General features: G+C 49.2%; 15 protein-coding genes. 10 read left to right on the plus strand and 5 right to left on the minus strand.

The window, feature by feature from the left end; genetic code table 11:
- The first annotated feature begins 103 nt into the window (after positions 1 to 103).
- From xerD to KTH90_RS02345, 3 genes are all read left to right on the plus strand, one after another.
- Positions 104 to 988 carry a site-specific tyrosine recombinase XerD gene (gene xerD / locus KTH90_RS02335; RefSeq protein ID WP_158352646.1) on the plus strand — a complete coding sequence of 295 codons (885 nt, stop codon included), beginning with the start codon at positions 104 to 106 and terminating at the stop codon, positions 986 to 988.
- Positions 989 to 1203: 215 nt separating this feature from the next.
- Complete coding sequence (locus KTH90_RS02340; protein ID WP_158352645.1) at positions 1204 to 1491, plus strand: type II toxin-antitoxin system RelB/DinJ family antitoxin; 288 nt, start codon at positions 1204 to 1206, stop codon at positions 1489 to 1491.
- 5 nt (positions 1492 to 1496) lie between these two features.
- A complete protein-coding gene (locus tag KTH90_RS02345) occupies positions 1497 to 1778 on the plus strand; it encodes a type II toxin-antitoxin system YafQ family toxin (RefSeq protein WP_158352644.1) in 282 nt (93 codons plus the stop codon).
- Between the two features lie 47 nt (positions 1779 to 1825).
- Here KTH90_RS02345 and KTH90_RS02350 read toward each other — a convergent pair whose 3' ends face one another.
- Positions 1826 to 2854 carry a 3-deoxy-7-phosphoheptulonate synthase gene (locus KTH90_RS02350; protein ID WP_158352643.1) on the minus strand — a complete coding sequence of 343 codons (1029 nt, stop codon included), beginning with the start codon at positions 2852 to 2854 and terminating at the stop codon, positions 1826 to 1828.
- A 734-nt stretch (positions 2855 to 3588) separates the two neighbouring features.
- Here KTH90_RS02350 and KTH90_RS02355 point away from each other — a divergent pair.
- Both KTH90_RS02355 and KTH90_RS02360 read left to right on the plus strand, forming a co-directional pair.
- Positions 3589 to 7584, plus strand: a complete 3996-nt coding sequence (locus KTH90_RS02355; RefSeq protein ID WP_238726190.1) for an efflux RND transporter permease subunit — start codon at positions 3589 to 3591, stop codon at positions 7582 to 7584.
- Positions 7584 to 8183 carry a TetR/AcrR family transcriptional regulator gene (locus KTH90_RS02360; protein WP_158352641.1) on the plus strand — a complete coding sequence of 200 codons (600 nt, stop codon included), beginning with the start codon at positions 7584 to 7586 and terminating at the stop codon, positions 8181 to 8183. Before KTH90_RS02355 ends, KTH90_RS02360 begins: the two co-directional genes overlap by 1 nt.
- A 116-nt stretch (positions 8184 to 8299) precedes the next feature.
- On the opposite strand, the gene KTH90_RS02365 is transcribed toward KTH90_RS02360, so the two are convergent.
- Positions 8300 to 12544 carry a 2-hydroxyacyl-CoA dehydratase gene (locus KTH90_RS02365; RefSeq protein ID WP_158352640.1) on the minus strand — a complete coding sequence of 1415 codons (4245 nt, stop codon included), beginning with the start codon at positions 12542 to 12544 and terminating at the stop codon, positions 8300 to 8302.
- 879 nt (positions 12545 to 13423) lie between these two features.
- Between KTH90_RS02365 and KTH90_RS02370 the strand changes: the two genes are divergently transcribed.
- The 3 genes from KTH90_RS02370 (at position 13424) to KTH90_RS02380 (ending at position 15761) form a co-directional block, all read left to right on the plus strand.
- Entirely contained in the window at positions 13424 to 13663 is a 240-nt protein-coding gene (locus tag KTH90_RS02370) for a LysM peptidoglycan-binding domain-containing protein (RefSeq protein WP_238726191.1), read from the plus strand.
- Positions 13664 to 13738: 75 nt separating this feature from the next.
- Positions 13739 to 15190, plus strand: coding sequence for a glutamate--tRNA ligase (gene gltX / locus KTH90_RS02375; protein ID WP_158352638.1), 1452 nt, complete (start codon positions 13739 to 13741; stop codon positions 15188 to 15190).
- Positions 15191 to 15269: 79 nt separating this feature from the next.
- Positions 15270 to 15761, plus strand: coding sequence for a GNAT family N-acetyltransferase (locus KTH90_RS02380; RefSeq protein WP_158352637.1), 492 nt, complete (start codon positions 15270 to 15272; stop codon positions 15759 to 15761).
- Positions 15762 to 15895: 134 nt separating this feature from the next.
- Here the strand turns inward: KTH90_RS02380 and KTH90_RS02385 are convergent, their stop codons facing one another.
- On the minus strand, positions 15896 to 16243 hold the full coding sequence (locus KTH90_RS02385; RefSeq protein WP_158352636.1) for a DUF1292 domain-containing protein: 348 nt from the start codon (positions 16241 to 16243) through the stop codon (positions 15896 to 15898).
- A 414-nt stretch (positions 16244 to 16657) separates the two neighbouring features.
- Here KTH90_RS02385 and KTH90_RS02390 point away from each other — a divergent pair, with 414 nt between their 5' ends.
- Complete coding sequence (locus tag KTH90_RS02390) at positions 16658 to 17704, plus strand: M15 family metallopeptidase (RefSeq protein WP_158352635.1); 1047 nt, start codon at positions 16658 to 16660, stop codon at positions 17702 to 17704.
- A 175-nt stretch (positions 17705 to 17879) separates the two neighbouring features.
- Positions 17880 to 19469, plus strand: a complete 1590-nt coding sequence (locus tag KTH90_RS02395; protein ID WP_158352634.1) for a peptide chain release factor 3 — start codon at positions 17880 to 17882, stop codon at positions 19467 to 19469.
- A 173-nt stretch (positions 19470 to 19642) separates the two neighbouring features.
- Here KTH90_RS02395 and KTH90_RS02400 read toward each other — a convergent pair whose 3' ends face one another.
- Entirely contained in the window at positions 19643 to 20278 is a 636-nt protein-coding gene (locus tag KTH90_RS02400) for an ABC-2 transporter permease (protein ID WP_158352633.1), read from the minus strand.
- A 75-nt stretch (positions 20279 to 20353) separates the two neighbouring features.
- On the minus strand, positions 20354 to 20995 hold the full coding sequence (locus tag KTH90_RS02405; protein WP_238726192.1) for an ABC-2 transporter permease: 642 nt from the start codon (positions 20993 to 20995) through the stop codon (positions 20354 to 20356).

A 20995-nucleotide genomic window follows, 5' to 3' on the forward strand; every position in this document is an offset into this window, starting at 1 on the left:
CTAAATATAACGCAATATTATGTAAATTATACAGGGGCGTATCAGGAGAAGAGACAGTAAGGAATACAGAGGGTGTGTCAGCCGGAAAGCAAAGGATGAGTGTATGGAAAAAGAAATACAGGAATTTATTTCGTATTTGCATGAGGTAAAGAAGACCTCGAACAATACGGAAATTTCCTATCAAAGAGATTTATTGAAAATGGCCAGATTCATGTATGGTCAGGGGGTTATGGATGTAAGGAATATTACATCTACAAATATGAACTCATACATTCTGTATCTGGAGAAAAAAGGCTTTGCGGCGGCAACTATTTCCAGGAGCATCGCGTCGGCAAAGGCTTTCTTTATCTACTTATTCCGCCAGGGAATCGTAAAAGAGGATCCGGCGGAAGTGTTAAAAGCACCCAAAGTAGAGAAAAAAATACCGGATGTGCTTTCCACGGATGATGTCATTCTGCTGTTAGAGCAGCCACATGGTACCACTCCGAAGGAGATCCGGGACAAAGCCATGCTGGAACTTTTGTACGCCACCGGTATCCGCGTGACTGAGCTGATCACGTTGAAAGCATCAGATGTAAATATTCAGATGAATTATATCGTTTGCCGGGAGGGTGAGAAAGAGCGGATCATTCCGTTTGGACATGCTGCCCAGCTGGCGCTTGAGAATTATATGGAAAATGCACGAAGCCATTTCATCGGTTCAGAGGGCTGTGAAGCCTTGTTTACCAATTGTTCCGGTAAGCCTATGAGCCGTCAGGGTTTCTGGAAGCTGATCAAATATTATGCGAAGAGGGCCGGGATCGAAGCGGATATTACCCCTCATACATTACGGCATTCCTTTGCGGCCCATCTGGTGGAGAATGGGGCCGACTTAAAAGCCGTACAGGAAATGCTGGGGCATTCCGATATATCCACAACCCAGATTTATACGCATATTAACAGCAGTCATATACGGGAGGTATATGCGAAGGCTCATCCCAGGAAATAGACGTAGGCTGAGGGAGGAAGAGGCTAAGGAACGGAGCGTAGTGACGAAAGGGCTGCCGCCGCGGGAGGGATCAAATGGAACAGGTTCCAAACCGCGTCGGCAGCCCTTGCGTCACTGTGCTCCTGCATTGGTGAGAGTTTTATTAGTCCGGTTTTTACTATACGAATCGGTTTTTTTACATATAATAGTTTATAGGAGAAAGGGAGGCTCATATTATGGCTGAAACGACCAGTATCCAGGTACGGATTCATCCGGACACTAAGGAAAGAGCGGAAAAATTGTTTGCAGACATGGGTATTACTTTATCGGATGCTATTGATCTGTTTTTACGCAAATGTATAATGGAGGGAGGTCTGCCTTTTGATATGAAACAGCCTCTTTATAATACGGAAACAGAAGTTTCCATGCAGGAAGCACGAGATATCCTGGATGGAAAGGTATATACGAAAACCTATGCTTCGGCAGGGGAATTGTTTGAAGAATTAAATAAAGAAATGGGCTAAGAAGAATGCTGCAACTGGAAACCACCGGCCAATTCCGAAAGGATTATAAACGGCTGAAAAAGCGTGGCTATGACATGTGCCGGCTGGAACAGGTGATCGATATGCTGTTAGCGGAGAAGGAGCTGGCAGAGCAATACCATGATCATGCTCTGTCGGGAACTTATGCCGGATTCCGGGAGTGCCATGTTTCGAGGGATTGGCTGTTAATTTATGTAGTCAATCGGAAGAAGCTGATTTTGACCGCTTCCCGGACAGGGTCACATTCGGATCTGCTGGGAAATAGATAGAAGGGCGGCATACAGCCGCCCTTCTCATTTACTCAGCAGTACTTTTGTCAGCATAATTCTGCGATGTCCAATATTAAGCGTTTCGATTCCGGCCAGCCCAGGCAAGGATCTGTGATCGATTTTCCATAGATATGTTCTCCTACCAGCTGTGCACCGGGTTCTATGTAACTCTCGATCATAACGCCCTTGACCAGACGGTGAATACTATGGGAATGCCGCCTGCTGTGCAGAACTTCTTTTACGATACGGATCTGTTCCGCATATTGCTTATTGGAATTGGCATGATTGGCATCAATAATCGCCGCCGGATTTTTTAATTCCCGCTCATCATACATCATGAGGAGCCGGTTCAGATCCTCATAGTGATAATTGGGTATACAGGAACCATGTTTATTGACAGCTCCGCGCAAAATAACATGAGCCAGTTCATTTCCGTCCGTCTGAACTTCCCATCCCCGGTAAATAAAGCTGTGTCCGTGCTGGGCAGCCACCACCGAGTTCAGCATAACCGAATAATCTCCACTGGTTGGATTCTTCATTCCCGCCGGCACGTCAAAACCGCTGACTGTCAGCCGGTGCTGCTGATCCTCCACAGACCGTGCGCCGATGGCCACATAAGATAAAATATCCGAGAGATAACGCCAGTTTTCAGGATAGAGCATCTCGTCCGCGGCAGTCAGTCCGGTTTCCTCAATGGCCCGGATATGCATCTTCCGGATCGCGATGAGCCCACCCAGAAGATCCGGATTCTTCTCCGGGTCCGGCTGGTGTACCATCCCCTTATACCCCTCGCCGGTTGTCCTAGGTTTATTCGTATAAATTCTGGGAATCAGAATAAGCCGTTCCTTCACTTCTTCCTGAAGTTCAGCCAGCCGGCTTACATAATCGCACACCGCGTCCTCATTATCTGCGGAACAAGGCCCCACGATGACCAGGAACTTATCCGAGACACCTGTGATCACATCACGGATCTGCGTATCTCTCTGTTCCTTTATTTTCTTAATCTCTTCGCTGATCGGATACTGTTCCCGAATCTCTGAAGGGGTAGGTAATTTTTTAATAAAAGTAAATCCCATAGTTAGCACGTCCTTTCGCAATGATTATAAACTAATTATCCAGGCTTGTCGACTATTTTTTAGGGACCTTTTCAAGGAGGCGGGCGTTGGAGGGGCCGTTGGGAAAGCGGTCTGGGTGATCAGAGGCAGTACAGTACGGGCAGGCTTATAGCGGGCAGGGAATCCCCGTGCTCCCGTCTCCGGCCAGGTTTTTGTTTACCATGAAAAGACAAAGAAACGGTTACAAGTTACACTAGCTCCGGAGTCCGGAAATCCCCTATTACATTTTCCAGGGCAAACTCGCCCTGCGGGCTCTAACAGTGCCCTGAAAAATGGGGATTTCCGGACTCCTCCGCAAGTGTAACTAGTAACCGTTTCTTATGTCTTTTCATGGTAAACAAAAACCTGGCCGGAGACGGGAGCACGGGGATTCCCTGCCCGCTATAAGCCTGCCCACACTGTCTGCCTCTGATCACCCAGACCGCTTTCCCAACTACACTGGTAAGGGCTGACAGGTGAACGGCGGCCGACTGGATATAACAGGAGGAATATTGAATAGGATAGATTATTAATAATGTTAAGCTTAAACCAGTGTAGGAGAGGAAAGGGGGAGCCGGCCCTTAATATAGTTTATAAAAGTTTAATATTTGAAAGGATTGACTCAAATCAGAGGGCCCATTATAATGAGGAAAGTGACCGACCGGTTGGTCGGTCGGATTATTTTGACAGAAGAGCCAAGCGCAAGGAGGAGCGGAATGTTATCGAAGATTAGCGTGAAGAAACCGTATACGGTAGTGGTGGCTGTGGTGCTGATATTGATCCTGGGGTTCGTTTCTTTTTCGGAGATGACCACGGATCTTTTTCCAAGTATGAACCTGCCCTATGCGATCGTTATGACGACAGACCCGGGAGCCAGCCCGGAAGAAGTGGAAGAGAAAGTGACCAAACCGGTGGAATCGGCGATGGCCACCATCAGTAATATAGAGAATATTAATTCGGTTTCTTCTGATAATGTTTCCATGGTTATTCTAGAGTTCTCGGAGACCACCAATATGGATTCCGTTACCATTGAGATGCGTGAAAGTCTGGATCAGATCAAGACGTACTGGGATGATAATATCGGAGATCCGCTGATTATGAAGCTGAACCCGGATATGCTGCCGGTTATGGTGGCGGCTGTGGACGGCGCGGGTCTGAGCGCTTCGGAGCTTACAGATCTGGTAAATGACAAAGTGGTACCGGATATCGAGAGCCTGGAGGGGGTGGCCAGTGTTACAGCTACTGGTGAGATCGAGGAGAGCGTCCAGGTGATTATCCGTCAGGATAAGGTGGATGAGGCCAACGCGAAGGTGAGAGCGGCGCTGGATGACAGTTTCTCAGATGCCGAGTCGGAGATGGAGGATGCCCAGTCTGAGATTAAGGATGGGAAGAAGAAACTGGAAGATGGGCTGAATGAGGCTTCCGGTAAGATGGCGGAAGGAGAGACCCAGATTCTCAACGGAAAGCTGGATATCGCCAAGGGCGAAGTACAGATCGCAACAGCCCAGAGTCTGGTACAGATGGGTGAGAAACTGGTAAGCACGCTGGAGGATACGCTGAACGAGACGAAAGGAAAAGCTTCGGAACTGGAACAGCAGCTGAAAGCCGCAAAAGAGGGTCTTGAGGCTCTGGAACAGGCGAAAGCGCAGATACAGCAGCAGCTTGATTTCCTGAATTCCATAACACCAGGAGCGATTACACCGGAACAGGCGGCGGCCTTGCAGGGGATGTTAGCCTCGATCGATACCAGTGCGCTCACGGAAGAACAAAAAGCGGCCATGAATCAGGCGATTCAGATGGGAATCCAGAATATGCCCGTGGAGGTCCAGAAGGGGATACTGGATGCGTTAAAGAGCGGACTTCAGGGAGCACTTGATCAGATCGACCAGCAGACATCCCAGCTTCCGGTTACGAAAGAGGAACTGGCTCAGATACAGGCGGCTTATGATACCGCCAAGGCGGAGATCGGTAAACTAGAGGGGAAACTGACCGAGGCCAAGAAGGAGCTGGCGGATAATAAGGTCAAGCTACAGGAGGCACAGGATGCTTTCCCGGAAATAAAAGAGAAAACGGACGATGCAATGAAGCAGCTGGTGGAAGGACAGTCCAAGGCTGCTGTGGAGATGGGCAGTGCCAAGGCTATGCTGGAAATGGGCGAAAAGCAGATGGACACAGCCAAGGAGCAGTTCGATGATACGAAAGATACGGCGTATGATAACTCTGACCTGAATAATATAATTAATACGGATTTGATCAAGCAGATCCTGTTGGCCCAGAACTTCTCCATGCCTGCTGGTTACGTCACGGAAGACCGGGTGGATTATCTGGTAAGGGTCGGTGATAAGGTAGCTGATACGGAAGATCTGGAAAATCTGGTATTGCTGGATATGGGTATGGACGGGCTGGAGCCGATCCGGCTTTCCGATGTGGCGGATGTTATTTATACGGACAACAGTGACCAGGTATATGCGAAAATAAATGGAAATCCGGGTATTATGTTCAGCATTCAGAAACAGACCGGGTATTCTACAGGAGATGTGTCGGACCGGTTGCAGGACCGTTTCGATAAACTGGCGGCAGAAAATGAAAACCTGACGTTTACGGCCCTGATGGACCAGGGAATCTATATCGACATGGTGATCAATTCTGTCCTGGAAAATATGCTGTTCGGCGGACTTCTGGCGATCCTGATCCTATTGCTGTTCCTGAAGGATATCAGGCCCACACTGGTCATCGCCTGCTCGATACCGATCAGTATCCTGACGGCCATCGTGCTGATGTATTTTTCCGGCGTGACGATCAATATTATCTCTCTGTCCGGTCTGGCACTGGGAGTCGGTATGCTGGTAGATAACTCGATTGTTGTCATTGAAAATATCTACCGGCTGAGGAATGAGGGCATACCGGTCAAGAAGGCGGCTATTGACGGAGCGAGACAGGTGTCCGGAGCAATTATGGCGTCCACGCTGACAACCATATCCGTATTTGCGCCGATTATATTTACACAGGGAATCACGCGGCAGCTTTTCGTGGATATGGGCCTGACGATCGCTTACTCGCTGCTGGCCAGCTTGTTGATCGCGCTTACTCTGGTCCCGATGATGTCGGCCGGCCTGCTTAAGAATACCAAAGAGAAAGAGCATAAGATTCTGGACCGGCTGCAGGGCGTGTGCGGAAAAGGAATCGCATGGTCACTGCGGCATAAGGCTGTGGTCCTGATCACAGTGGTGATCCTGCTGGCAGTCAGTGCATTTGGAGCCATTTCCAGAGGAACGGCGTTTATGCCGGAGATGGAGAGCACCCAGGTGTCCGTGGAGGTGAAGATGCCGGATGGGTCCCCGCTTTCGGAGACGGCAGCTATGACAGATCAGGTGATCGAGCGGTTAACCACGATCCCGGATGTGGATACCGTGGGCGCTATGGTCAGTTCCGGTTCCATGATGGGAATGGGTAAGAGCTCCACAGACGCGGCATCCTTGTATCTGATTCTGAGGGAAGACCAGACCATGACGAATGCCGAAGTGGCGGACAGCATAGAAGAACTGACACAGGATCTGGACTGCGAAGTTACTGTAAGTACGAACACCATGGATATGAGCGCTCTGGGCGGCAGTGGGATATCCGTCCGGGTAAAAGGCCGTGATCTGGATAAGCTTCAGGAGATGGCCGGTGATGTGGCGAAGATTATAACCGATACCAAAGGGACTACGGATGTCAATGACGGTATGGATGAGACCACGCCGGAGTTCCGGATTATTGTAAATAAAGAGAAAGCCTCGGAATATAATCTGACTGTGGCGCAGGTATACCAGAAGATACAGGCCAGGCTGGCGGATGCCAAAGCGGCTACCATTCTCCAGACAGAGGCCAAGGATTATGATGTGGTCGTGAAAGATGGGGAAGATGAGGAGCTGACCCGGCAGGATCTGGAGAAGCTTACCGTAAGTGTTACGAATAAGGACAAAGAGAAAGAAGACGTGCCGCTGTCGGAACTCTGTACATTTACGGAAGGAGATGGGCTGGCGTCCATCAACCGGATTGGGAACGAACGCTGTATTACCGTATCCGCTTCCATTGATAAAGATCACAATATCGGCCTGGTCAGCAGCGAAATACAGAAGCAGCTGAATCAGTATCAGGTTCCGAACGGTTACAGTATCGAGATGGCTGGTGAGGATGAAACGATCAATGAAGCCATGGTTCAGGTAATCAAAATGCTGCTGCTGGCGCTGGTATTCATGTATCTGATCATGGTTGCCCAGTTCCAGTCACTGCTGTCGCCGTTTATCATCATGTTTACCATTCCTCTGGCCTTTACCGGCGGATTTATGGGACTGTACCTGTCCGGCAGTGAAGTTAGTGTGATTGCAATGATCGGTTTCGTCATGCTTTCCGGAATTATCGTAAACAATGGTATCGTGCTGGTGGATTATATCAATCAGCTGAGAAGAGAAGGAATGGAGAAAAAAGAGGCGATCGTGGAGGCCGGAAAGACCCGTCTTCGTCCGATCCTGATGACGGCCATGACGACCGTTCTGGGACTCTCCACTATGGCGGCTGGATTTGGCATGGGCGCGGACATGGTGCAGCCCATGGCGATCGTCACGATCGGAGGCCTGACCTATGGCACCCTGCTGACGCTGTTCGTAGTGCCGTGTATCTATGACTTGTTCAACCGGAAAGAAGACATAACGGAGGAGGAGATTGAGTAATGGAAGTGTCTGCCAAGAAAATCGCACTGTTTGACGCGGTGATCGCACTGATCGAAGACGGCGTGGATATCAATACGTTAAAAGTATCCGACATTACGAACCGGGCCGGAATCGGTAAAGGTACTGCGTATGAGTATTTCCGAAGCAAGGAAGAGATTATTATACAAGCGCTGTTCTATGACGTAGGGCAGCGCATCGAGAAGATCCGAAGGTTACTGAGGCAATATACGAATACGAAAGACCGGATCCACGCAGTTTTTCAGTGGATTGAGACCGATGCGAGACAGAAGAGTTCCTTTACCCAGCTGTTCCGAATGGCAAACGGATCGTTTGAATTTTCCAATTCCCTGAAAGAAGAGATGGCCCGCCAGGAAGGATATTGTAAAGAAATAAATGACATCCTGACGGCGTTCGTGGAAGCTGGAGTCGCTGAGGGTGTGTTTCGGCGTGAAATATCGCCGGTGCTGCAGCGCACGGCTCTTCTGTCCCAGATTATGAGCTTTATGATTTATTTCCATCAGGAAGATATTTCAGAGGCAGTGACTGTGGAAGAGATGAAAGACTTTTTATACGAGAATATCATGAGAATGTTAGGATAACTTATTCGGAAAAGATGTGATAGGACCGGAGCAAAGGTAAGGATTGGTCTTATGTAACATGGACATCCGAAATGGACATGTCCCAAACTGAAATGGACATGTCCCCTTCTGGTCTTTTATTTCTCTGCCAGATTTTTCTGGGCGGTGGAAAGCATGAGTTTGATACGGTTCAGCTGGTTTACCTCGCTGGCACCGGGGTCGTAGTCGATGGCCACGATATTTGATTTCGGATGCCTTCTGCGGATTTCTTTGATGACACCCTTTCCCACGATATGGTTCGGCAGGCAGGCGAAAGGCTGTGTACACACGATATTGTTGGTACCGCTGTGAATCAGTTCCATCATCTCACCGGTCAGAAACCATCCTTCCCCGGTCTGATTACCAAGCGAGACGATCGGCTCCGCCATTTCCGCCAGGTCTTCGATACGTGCCGGAGGGGTAAAGTGCTGGCTGGCCTCTAATGCCTTGCATGGAGCGGAACGGATCCAATTCAGGCCTTTGATTCCCAGATTGCAAAGCGCCGCGGTTTTTTTACTCATGCCCAGTTTACTGGCCTTGAAATTCGAATTATAGAAGCAGTACTGGAAGAAGTCCAGAAGGTCGGGGACAACCGCCTCTGCTCCCTCGGATTCCAGTAATTCTACCAGGTAGTTGTTTGCCGCCGGCAGGAATTTTACGAGAATTTCGCCGACCACGCCGACCTTGGGCTTTTGCACATCGGTAATCGGCAGTTTATCAAAATCCTGAATGATCTCACGGCATAATTTCTTATATTCCCCGAAGGACGGGTGCTTCTTTTGTAGAAATGTGATGCATCTGGCCTCCCATTTTTTGTGCAGCGCGTTTGCAGAACCCGGTGTGGCCTCATAGGGGCGCATCCGGTACAGGCAGCGCATGAAGATATCTCCGAATACCAGACCGAATATAGCCTTTTTCAATAATGGAAGTGTAAAGGAAAACCCCGGGTTGCTCTCTAATCCGCTCAGGTTGATGGATATAACCGGAATCTGTGGATAACCGGCTTTTTCAAGAGCCCTGCGGATGAACCCGATATAGTTGGAAGCGCGGCAGCCGCCGCCGGTCTGGGAAATTACAACCGCAGTTTTGTTCACGTCGTATTCACCGGATAAGATGGCTTCCATAATCTGCCCGACCACCATCAGAGAAGGATAGCAGGCGTCATTGTTTACATATTTTAACCCCACATCCACCGCTGCTTTATTGTCATTGGGCAGAACACGGATATTAAACCCGCAGGATTTTAACGCCGGCTCGATCAGAGCGAAATGGATCGGCGACATCTGGGGGCAGAGGATCGTGTAGTCTTTTTTCATTTCTTTGGTAAATACCACCCGGTCATAGGCGGAAGATACCACAGTCCGGCAGATCGATTTCTGTTCCCGCACCCGAATGGCGGACAGCAGCGAACGAATCCGGATTCTGGCGGCGCCCAGGTTATTTACCTCATCAATTTTCAGACAAGTGTAAATCTTACCGGACTTGGACAGAATATCGCTTACTTCGTCGGTGGTAACCGCGTCCAGACCGCAGCCAAAAGAATTTAACTGAATCAGATCCAGATTATCCCTTGTTTTTACATAATTCGCTGCCGCGTAAAGACGGGAATGATACATCCACTGATCCATAACGATCAACGGACGCTCCACCGGATACATATGGGAGATAGAATCTTCCGTCAGCACGGCCATCCCATAGGAGGTGATCAGCTCGGGAATACCGTGATGAATCTCCGGATCTACATGATAAGGACGCCCGGCCAGAACGATCCCGCGCCTGCCGTTTTCGTTCATCCAGGCCAGGGTTTCCTCCCCTTTGCGCATCATTTCCTCCCGGAAGTTCTCAAGTTCCATCCAGCCCGCGTGTACGGCCGCCCCCACCTCTTCGGCCGGAATCTGCATGTACTCCGCAAACTCTTCTTTTAACCGGTTGGAGAGGACTTCCTCACTGGTAAATGCCAGAAAAGGGTTCTTGAAATTTACCTGTCCGGAACGGATTTCTTCTATATTATTCTTTATATTTTCCGCATAGGATGTGACAATAGGGCAGTTGTAGTGGTTATTGGAATCCGGGAATTCGTTCCGCTCATAGGGAATACACGGATAGAATATCATATCCACATGCTGCTTGATCAGCCACATTACATGTCCGTGAGCCAATTTGGCCGGATAGCACTCCGACTCACTGGGAATGGATTCGATACCCAGCTCATATATTTTCCGGTTGGAAGAAGGGGATAGCACCACCCGGAATTTAAGTTTTGTGAAAAACGTATGCCAAAACGGATAATTGTCATACATATTCAATACCCTGGGAATCCCCACGGTCCCTCTCGCAGCCTCATCCTCCGGCAGAGCCTCATAGGCGAACAGCCGTTTATTCTTATATTCAAACAGATTCGGGATATTATCCTTGTTTTTTTCCTTTCCAAGCCCCCGTTCGCAGCGGTTACCCGTCACAAACTGCCGCCCGCCGGTAAAGCGGTTGATGGTCAGCAGACAGCTGTTGGTACAGCCTTTACATCTGGCCATGCTGGTGGAAAACTGAAGGGTGTTGATCTTCTCAAAGGGAAGCATGGTGGTATCCATACCTTCCTCATAGCGTTCTCTGGCGATCAGTGCCGCTCCAAAGGCACCCATAATACCGGCAATATCAGGCCGGACCGCCTCACAGTCCGCGATCTTTTCAAAGCTCCGCAGCACCGCATCATTGTAAAAAGTACCGCCCTGCACCACGATGTTCCGACCCAGGGAAGACGCATCGGAAACCTTGATTACCTTAAACAGCGCATTCTTAATAACAGAGTAAGCAAGGCCCGCAGAGATATCGGAGACCTCGGCCCCCTCTTTCTGTGCCTGCTTTACTTTAGAATTCATAAATACCGTACAGCGGGTGCCCAGATCGATTGGATGCTTGGCGAACAGCGCTGCTTTGGCAAAATCCTCCACACTGTAATTCAAGGATTTGGCAAAGGTTTCAATAAAAGAACCACAGCCTGAAGAACAGGCTTCATTTAACTGTACACTGTCTACGGTCTGATTTTTAATCCGGATACATTTCATATCCTGTCCGCCGATATCCAGAATACAGTCCACAGCTGGCTCAAAAAATGCCGCCGCATAGTAATGGGCTACGGTTTCCACCTCGCCCTCATCTAATAACAGAGCTGCCTTAATCAAAGCTTCCCCATACCCGGTAGAACAGGACCGGACAATCGAGGCGCTCGGCGGCAGCAGCGTGTAGATTTCTTTTATAGACTTAATAGTGGTAGCCAGCGGGCTGCCGTTGTTATTGCTGTAGAAGGAATATAATAAAGAACCGTCCTCACCCACCAGGGCGACTTTTGTAGTGGTAGAACCCGCATCGATTCCCAGATAGCAATTCCCCTCATAAGAAGCCAGATCTGCCGTAGCCACACAATGGCCGTTATGTCGATTTTCAAAAGCCTCATAATCCTCTGCAGAAGCGAACAGAGGCTCCATTCGTTCCACTTCGAATTCCAGTTTAATATTCCCGGATAACTTATGAATCAGGGCAGTCAGGGTAGTGCTGACCTCAGGCTTCGCATTCAGCGCAGAACCAATGGCAGCGAACAGATGAGAGTGATCCGGAGCGATCGTATGCTCCTCGTCCAGTTTCAAAGTCCTTACAAACGCCTGTTTTAACTCAGATAAAAAGTGAAGCGGCCCTCCCAAAAACGCCACATGCCCCCGAATCGGCTTTCCACAGGCTAATCCGCTGATCGTCTGGTTTACAACGGCCTGAAAAATAGAAGCGGACAAATCTTCTTTGGTGGCACCCTCATTAATCAGAGGCTGAATATCGGACTTGGCGAACACCCCGCACCGCGCCGCGATGGGATAAATGGCCTGATAATTCCTGGCATACTCATTAAGGCCGGAAGCGTCCGTCTGAAGAAGAGAAGCCATCTGGTCGATAAATGAACCGGTACCGCCCGCGCAGATACCATTCATACGCTGTTCGATATTTCCACCTTCAAAATATATAATTTTCGCATCTTCCCCGCCCAGCTCGATCGCCACATCCGTCTGGGGAGCTTCCGTCTGCAGCGCCGTAGACACGGCGATCACTTCCTGAACAAAAGGAACTTCCATATGCTTAGCCAGTGTCAGTCCGCCGGACCCGGTGATCATAGGCCAAACCTCAAAATCGCCCAGCTGTGCATGTGCCTTCTCCAAAAGAGATGCCAATGTCTCCTGAATATTAGCAAAATGGCGTTCATAATCAGAAAACAATATATTTTTATCCTGGTCCAGAAGGGCAATTTTTACCGTAGTAGAACCAATATCGATGCCCAATGTATGTAATATTTGTTTATCCATAAATAACGCAGTTGCCTGCTGTACCTCCTTACTCTAATATCAGCCTACATTATACGACAAAGTCCCCGAAAAAACAACCGGAAACATCTTCTGAGACTGGCTGGGAACTTCTGGGGGGTGGCTTTTTGGGGGGGCGGGAAGAGAGGTAAGGGGACGGGGACGAGGCGGAAAGACGCCGGGAGAAAACCGGGGGCATACTAGCCGTGTCGGAGAAACGCTTCGGGCGGGCATAAGCGGATCTAGTTCCGAAGGAGCCAGAACCCCCTATTCGCGGGTCCGGGGCAAACTCGCCAAAAAGCGGCTCAGACAGTGCCCCGGACCCGCAGGGTTCTGACTCCTTCTCCACAAGATCCGCTAATGCCCGCCCTCAAGCGTTTCTCCGACACGGCTAGTATGCCCCCGGTTTTCCCCCGGCGTCTTTCTGCCTCGTCCCCGTCCCCTTGCCTCTCTTCCCTTGTTTACAGAAAGCCGATTTCCATGTTCTTCAGCCATGAATCCATGCAAATGCCCAAAATATGGACGAATCGAAAGCCTATTTCCATTTCCTGGCCGATAGGTTACTAATATTACTAAACCCGATTATCTGTAAAACCTAACCCGGATTCACCAGAACTAAAATTTTGCCATTTTGTGTAGAAAATCATTTATAAGTGCCTAAATCATCCACAACTTTGATGCATACACTAATTGGCATTTACCAGAGCAGGAGGGAGCTGGGGCGGGGCGGAATTCCGGGCGCCCGTTACGTTTATCCCGCCCCGCCCGGAATTCCGCCCCGCCCCAGCTTCCTCCGTCCCTAAGTAAGCCTCCCCAAGTAAGCCTCCCGTAGTGATTTATCACATTCTATGCCGGAAGGCATATAATAATGAAGAAAGTTTTATGGAAAGGCGTGATGGTATGTGCAGTACGGATGTTTCTTTTGACCCGGGGAAATGGTCGAACGGGATTACTTGTGAAGGTGAGATGTATGTGGTGAAGGAAGGGGATACGCTGTACCGGATCAGCAGGCAGTTTGGCGTGAATCTGGCTAGTTTGATGGCGGCGAATCCTTATGTGAATGTGTATAATCTGCAGGAGGGGGATGAGATTTGCATCCCAAATTTTTCAAATTTCTATTAACAGGAATGGGATTGTGTGATAAAATAGGGCACATATGAAAATTATTAAAATACCGATGTGTAGGAGTGTATTAGGATGAATAAAGTAAGAACGAGATTTGCACCCAGCCCGACCGGGAGGATGCATGTGGGGAATTTGAGGACAGCGCTGTATGCCTATCTGATTGCGAAGCACGAGGGCGGGGATTTTATCCTGAGGATCGAGGATACGGATCAGGAACGGTTTGTGCCGGAAGCGCTGGATATTATTTACCGGACACTGGAGAAAACGGGGCTTAAGCATGATGAGGGCCCGGATATCGGCGGGCCTGTGGGTCCTTATGTGCAGAGTGAACGGCAGGAACAGGGGATCTATCTCGAGTATGCGAAGCAGCTGATCGAGAAGGGAGAGGCTTATTATTGCTTCTGTGATAAGGAACGGCTGGAGTCGTTGAAGCAGGAGATTAATGGAAAAGAAGTTATGGTTTACGATAAACACTGCCTGCATTTGTCGAAGGACGAGGTGGAGGAGAAGCTGGCGGCGGGAGTTCCTTTTGTGATCCGGCAGAATAATCCGCAGACCGGAACGACCACGTTCCAGGACGATATTTATGGGGATATTACCGTAGATAACGCGGAGCTGGATGATATGGTACTGATCAAGTCCGATGGGTATCCCACTTATAATTTTGCCAATGTGGTGGATGATCATCTGATGGGCATCACCCATGTGGTGCGGGGAAATGAGTATTTGTCTTCTTCCCCGAAGTATAATCGTCTGTATGAGGCGTTTGGATGGGAAGTGCCCACGTATGTACACTGCCCTCTGATTACGGATGAGGAACATAAGAAGCTGAGTAAGAGAAGCGGTCATTCTTCTTACGAGGATTTGATCGAGGCCGGTTTCCTGAATGAAGCGGTGGTGAATTTTGTCGCGCTGCTGGGCTGGAGTCCGGAGGAGAACCGGGAGATTTTCTCCCTGGAAGAGCTGGTGGAGGCGTTTGACTATCATCACATGGGTAAGGCTCCGGCTGTATTTGACGTGGTGAAGCTTGGCTGGATGAATGGGGAATACATGAAAGCCATGGATTTTGATGTCTTCTATGAGAAGGTGGAGCCGATTCTTAAGGAGGCGATCGGAAGAGACGTGGATTACCGCAAGGTGGCGGCTATGGTGAAAACCAGAATTGAGGTATTCCCGGATATACCGGAGCTGGTGGATTTTATCGCGGAGCTGCCCGAGTATGACACCGCCATGTATGCCCATAAGAAAATGAAAACAACACCAGAAACTGCCTTGGTTGTGTTAAAAGAGGTTCTTCCTCTGCTGGAGGCGCAGACGGATTACAGTAACGACGCGCTCTATGAGTCGCTGGTCGGTTTCATTAAGGAAAAAGGCTATAAGAACGGCTATGTTATGTGGCCGATCCGCACCGCTGTGTCGGGAAAACAGACTACTCCGGGCGGGGCTACGGAGCTTATGGAAGTCCTGGGAAAAGAAGAGTCTCTGAAGCGTATCCGAGTAGGGATTGGAATGCTGGAAGGCTGATTTTTTAGGAGGAATGGGCCGGGTTTCCTCCTCTTCACCGATACCGATATGTGCGGGAAAATGCACGCATGGAGGAAATATGAGAATTAAGATAAGAGCTTATGATAAAAATGATGTAAAAGACGTGGCAAAGATATGGAACCAGGTTGTGGAAGACGGGATTGCTTTTCCACAGTTGGAGATGCTTGACGAAACCTCGGGAAATGTCTTTTTCCAGGATCAGTCGTTTACCGGAGTGGCTTATGATGCGGATAACGGAAAAATCGTCGGGCTTTATATTCTTCATCCCAATAACGTGGGGCGCTGCGGCCATATTTGCAATGCCAGTTACGCGGTAGAAAAAGAAATCCGGGGACAGCATATCGGTGAAAAGTTAGTGCTTCACTGTCTGGGAAAAGCCAAAGATCTCGGTTTCCGCATTTTACAATTCAATGCGGTTGTAAAATCAAATAAATCCGCGCTGCATTTATATGAAAAACTGGGCTTTGTCAAGTTAGGCACAATTCCCGGAGGCTTTCTGATGAAAGACGGCACATATGAGGATATAATTCCCCACTATCATGTTTTATAATGAATAATATCCCGATCCCAATCCTAACCCGAATAAACCGGGCACCGGCAATAGCATCTGGGAAATCTCTCCTGATTACCCAAGTGTTATCCCGGTGCCGTTTATTGTTATATCGTGCCTGACCGCAATTTTATTTACTCGTCTTCCTCCAGTAATTCATCAAATTCTGCGCTGTCCAGAAGTTCATCGAAGGCATCCGCTACTTTTTCATATTCATCATCGTCTTCGATATTCTCCAGTTCCGGCTCACCGTCTCCGGTTTCTTTATAACGATACAGATATACTTCGCCTTCTTCGTCATCTTCTTCCGGCTCTAAGGGAAGCAGTGCGATATATTCGTTCTCACCGGCGGGGAAGATAGTCAGTACGGCGCATTCCATTTCGGAGCCGTCATCCAGTGTCAAAGTTACGGTAACTTCTTCTTCCTCGTGGCCGCATCCGCATCCACATCCGCATTCACAGTCGTGATTATGTTCACTCATATTAATACCTCTTTTCTTTCTTTGTAGGTATTTCCACTGTAGCAGACTTGTCCTGCAATTGCAAGGATTTAAATATAGAAACGAACAAAAAATTTATTGAAAGGAAAGCTTTGCTTAACGCGGCTGATTCACAGAAAACGGCGGATATACCCGGGGACTCATACCGCGAAGCAAGTCAGGGGATTTTATGCCGGATACCTGCAAAAACTGTCGGAGCTGTTCAAAAGATGTTGAACGATCTGGATAAAAATACCAGAAGGAAATAGGGTTTTGGCTTGTATAAATTCCGAAGATGAATTATAATAAGTTCATGTAAAATTATGGAAAAGCTGGCTTTCGTTACCGGTTGTGGGGGGAACACATCGGAGGATGGAAAAGGGTGTAAATACTGATTATAGGATGAGAATAGATTAAATGAGAATGAAAATGGACCAGGAGTGGGAATGGGAGTATTCCAGGGAAAAAATTAAGAAGCAGAAAAGACAGAAGAGAATGCAGCTGATCGGGCGCATGCTGTTCTTTTTTTGTGTCCTGATTGGCGGATTTGCCGCGCTGGAATTTGCATGGGGAGCGTTCGGACAGGAAGGGCCTGCCAATAATCTCCTCGGACAAAAGTATGAATTGAACGAAGTGTATGCCGCGGAAAACGTGACAGGTGGTGCTTTGGAGAAATCGGAATCCGCTTCCGGTATCGAAGCGCCGGCGGAACCGGAAGTGCAGAATCCCTTTGGGGAGTTCTATTATTACGAGAAGGACAAGCAGTACCGCTATGAGGATTATCAGCTGGAAAATCCAGATCTTCCTGCCGGGGAAGTGGTATGGAGGGTAAATGTAGGGCTGGATCAGAAATTCTATACCATGGCGGAAGCAGCCGAGGTGGTTGAGAAAGGCCCCATGCTGGTCAACAAATACCGCTATCTGCCCAAGGATTATGCTCCGGAGCAGCTGGTCAGCGTCGGAAAAGGGAAACGAATGGAAAAGACGGCGGCAGATGCCTTCAAAGAGCTGAAGAAGGCCGCGAAGGCAGCGGGGTTTTATCTGCAGCCGGTATCCGCCTTCCGTACTTATCAGTATCAGGAAAATCTACATAATAACTATATGAAGCGCCAATCAGAGGCGGAAGTGGATACCTTTAGCTCCAGAGAAGGATACTCTGAGCATCAGACCGGGCTGACGGTGGACATTAACACCGGCCAGAGCACCCTTCGGGCCTTCGCTGGAACGCAGGCCGCTGAGTGGGTGGAACAGAACTGCGGGGACTTCGGCTTCATAGTTCGTTATCCCGAAGGGGAGGAAGAGATCACAGGATATGAATACGAGCCGTGGCATATCACCTATGTAGGCGTTGAAACTGCTGCAGATATGAAGGCCAGGGGGATCAGTACTCTGGAGGAATATTATGTGAAATACATAGAACACACACCAGAGCAAACATCGGAGCAATCGGACAGTCTCCCCTAAATCCTCATTTACGAATGGTGTGAACAGTGAAATTCATCAAATTACGGCCAGGGTCTTGACTTATGGCGGATTTTGTATGATATTATTTAGAATAAGAGTGTAATGCCGGGGGCTGTGAGTACGCAGCTCCTTTTCTACGGCAACAGTGAAAGAGATTGGTAGGAGGACAGCTTAATTGGCGGATAATAAAAAAGAAATACAACGAAGAAGAACATTTGCGATTATTTCCCATCCCGATGCGGGTAAAACGACGCTGACGGAAAAACTGCTTTTATATGGAGGCGCCATTAATCTGGCGGGAAGTGTAAAAGGAAAAGCAACAGCGAGACATGCGGTGTCTGACTGGATGGAGATTGAAAAAGAAAGAGGAATCTCCGTAACGTCCTCGGTACTGCAGTTTGAGTATGACGGATATTGTATCAATATTCTGGATACCCCGGGGCATCAGGATTTCTCCGAGGACACATACCGGACGCTGATGGCGGCGGATTCTGCGGTTATGGTTATCGACGCGTCCAAGGGTGTGGAGGCCCAGACCAGAAAGCTGTTCAAGGTCTGTGTCATGCGGAAAATCCCGATCTTTACCTTTATCAATAAAATGGACCGGGAAGCCAACGATACCTTCGACCTGCTCGATGAGATCGAAAAGGAACTGGGAATCGCTACCTGCCCTATGAACTGGCCCATCGGTTCCGGGAAAGCGTTTCAGGGAGTCTATGACAGAAATGACAGGGAAGTGTCCCTGTTCAGCGATACCCAGAGAGGAACCAAAGAAGGTGAAATTACAAAGGTTTCCATCAATGACCCGAAAATCCAGGAGATCATCGGAATAGATGCATTTGGTAAGCTGACGGATGAGATTGAACTGCTGGACGGCGCCAGCACGCCATTCCGGCTGGATGAGGTCCAGGCGGGAGAACTTTCCCCGGTATTCTTTGGATCTGCGCTGACCAACTTCGGAGTCCAGACCTTTTTGGAGCATTTCCTGAAGATGACCACAGCGCCGCTCCCCAGATTTGCCGACAGCGGGATTATCGATCCGGTCAGCGAAGATTTTTCCGCCTTCGTATTTAAGATACAGGCCAACATGAATAAAGCGCACCGGGACCGTATTGCGTTCATGCGGATCTGTTCCGGGAAATTCGATGCCGCCCAGGAAGTGTACCATGTGCAGGGGGAGAAGAAAATGCGCCTTTCACAGCCCCAGCAGCTGATGGCCCAGGAGCGTAAAGTTGTGGAGGAAGCTTATGCCGGTGATATTATCGGTGTGTTTGATCCCGGTCTTTTTTCCATAGGAGATACGTTTTGCAGCCCCAGCAGGAAATTCGCATACGAGGGGATACCTACATTTGCGCCGGAGCATTTCGCCCGTGTCCGTCAGGTGGATACCATGAAGCGGAAACAGTTCGTCAAGGGGGTAACCCAGATCGCCCAGGAAGGCGCGATCCAGATCTTCCAGGAACTGCACAGCGGGCTGGAAGAGATCATCGTCGGAGTGGTGGGTGTTCTGCAGTTTGACGTCTTAAAATACCGCCTGAACAATGAGTACAACGTGGAGATCATTTTGGAAAATCTTCCTTATGAATATATCCGCTGGATCGAAAATACGGATATTGATATGGATTCCCTGACCGGAACTTCCGATATGAAGAAGATCCAGGATCTGAAGGGCCGGCCTTTGCTGCTCTTTGTGAATAGCTGGAGCATCGGGATGACTCTGGACCGGAATAAGGGGCTGATTCTTTCAGAGTTTGGGAGGTCCTAAGGCTTCGGCATTTTCGGGATCAGTATATTTTAGAAGCTTATATATATTTGGAAACGGGAGCTATAGGTTCTAAACGGAGGAAAGGAAGATGCCGCTCGCGCGGCCTGCCGCAGGAGGAGAGTTTCGCAAGCGAAACTCTCCTTTATAATTAAATGAAAGTTTATTATTAGCTATTAGAATTCCTTGCGGTGATAGAGCAGGACAGTGAGAAAGAAGGAAAGGAGCAGGAGCAGAAGAGCAGGGAAAAGCAGCAGCGGGGATGAGGCGAAATCGTGTGGGAGGATAAAAGTGATGGGCAGGGACTTCAGAAGACGGGGAAGCAGGTTGATCAGCAAGACCAGAATGATGAAGGCAGTGGTAGTCCACTGGCTGGGGAGCAGGGTGTAGCAGGGGATCAGAAGTGCCTGGAGCATGGTCAGGAAAGCTGCGGCACAGAGGATGTCGGACAGCGGGTAATAGACGGTGGGAAGAAAGGAGAAGGGAAGGGCATAGAGCAGCCCGGTGAGCAGCAGGGAGAGGAAAAAGATGGCATAGCTGTAGCCGCACCATCCCAGATAGCGGGCCAGAAGCAGACGGAGCCGGCCATAAGGGGATGTGATGAGAGTGGGGAGGGCATGGCTTTTTTCCAGGATTTTGGCGAGGGAGGAGAAGCCAAGGAATGTGGCTACGATGGTGGCGATAAATAGTCCCAGGGCGTTGGCGGGTTCCATCAGGTAGATGCCGCAGCTGATGAGAGCACCGATCAGAAGGATTCCGGTGAGAGTGTCACCGCAGAGGAGATAGTCTTTTTTGATCAGGGTACGGTACATAGAGCAGACTCCTTTCTACATAAATTTACTTTTGAGCGCTACTAATTTTTATAAGGTTCTGATTCTGCTATACACTTAATACTCTTTCGCTTTTAGACGCGGCAGGGTAAAGCGGCTGGAGAGACAGGTTACCAGGGCCGCTACTGGTATGAGGATCAGGATTAATACAGGATAGTGAAGGTGCGCAAAGAAATGGGATGCGGCCTCGCAGAGCAGGAATACCAGCAGGAAGGCCGGTAATAGGACGATCATGCCCAGGAGTGAGGCTTTTGTTTCTTCCAGCAGCATGTGAAGCGGCACAAGCAGGGCACACAGGATCGTGGTCAGCAGCAGTCCCCCGGCGAGCATGTGAAGACTCAGAGGGGGGAAAGACCGGCGGACTGATGGGATGAAACCCGGCAGGGTATACAGGAGGGTGGATGATATCCAGGTTCCGTATCCTATGAGATAACGGCTGTATAGAATGCTGGAGGGTGTCATCGGCGTGGAGAACAGCAGGGCATGGATGTGGTATTTGCTGTCGGCTTCAAACAGAAGATTGAAGATCAGGCCGGTGGTGATGCTGCAGCAGAGAAGGTATCCCAGGGAGGGGAAGATAGCGGTCACCGAGGGCAGCAGGACTGTGCTTACGAGGAGAGTCAGATAGTACTGCAGGAGCACCATTGGCAGGCTGCGCCTGATCAGGATCAGATCTTTTTTAAAAGCAGTCAGGATCAT

Source organism: Diplocloster modestus, assembly GCF_019042245.1.
In the GTDB taxonomy this organism is placed as follows: domain Bacteria; phylum Bacillota; class Clostridia; order Lachnospirales; family Lachnospiraceae; genus Diplocloster; species Diplocloster modestus.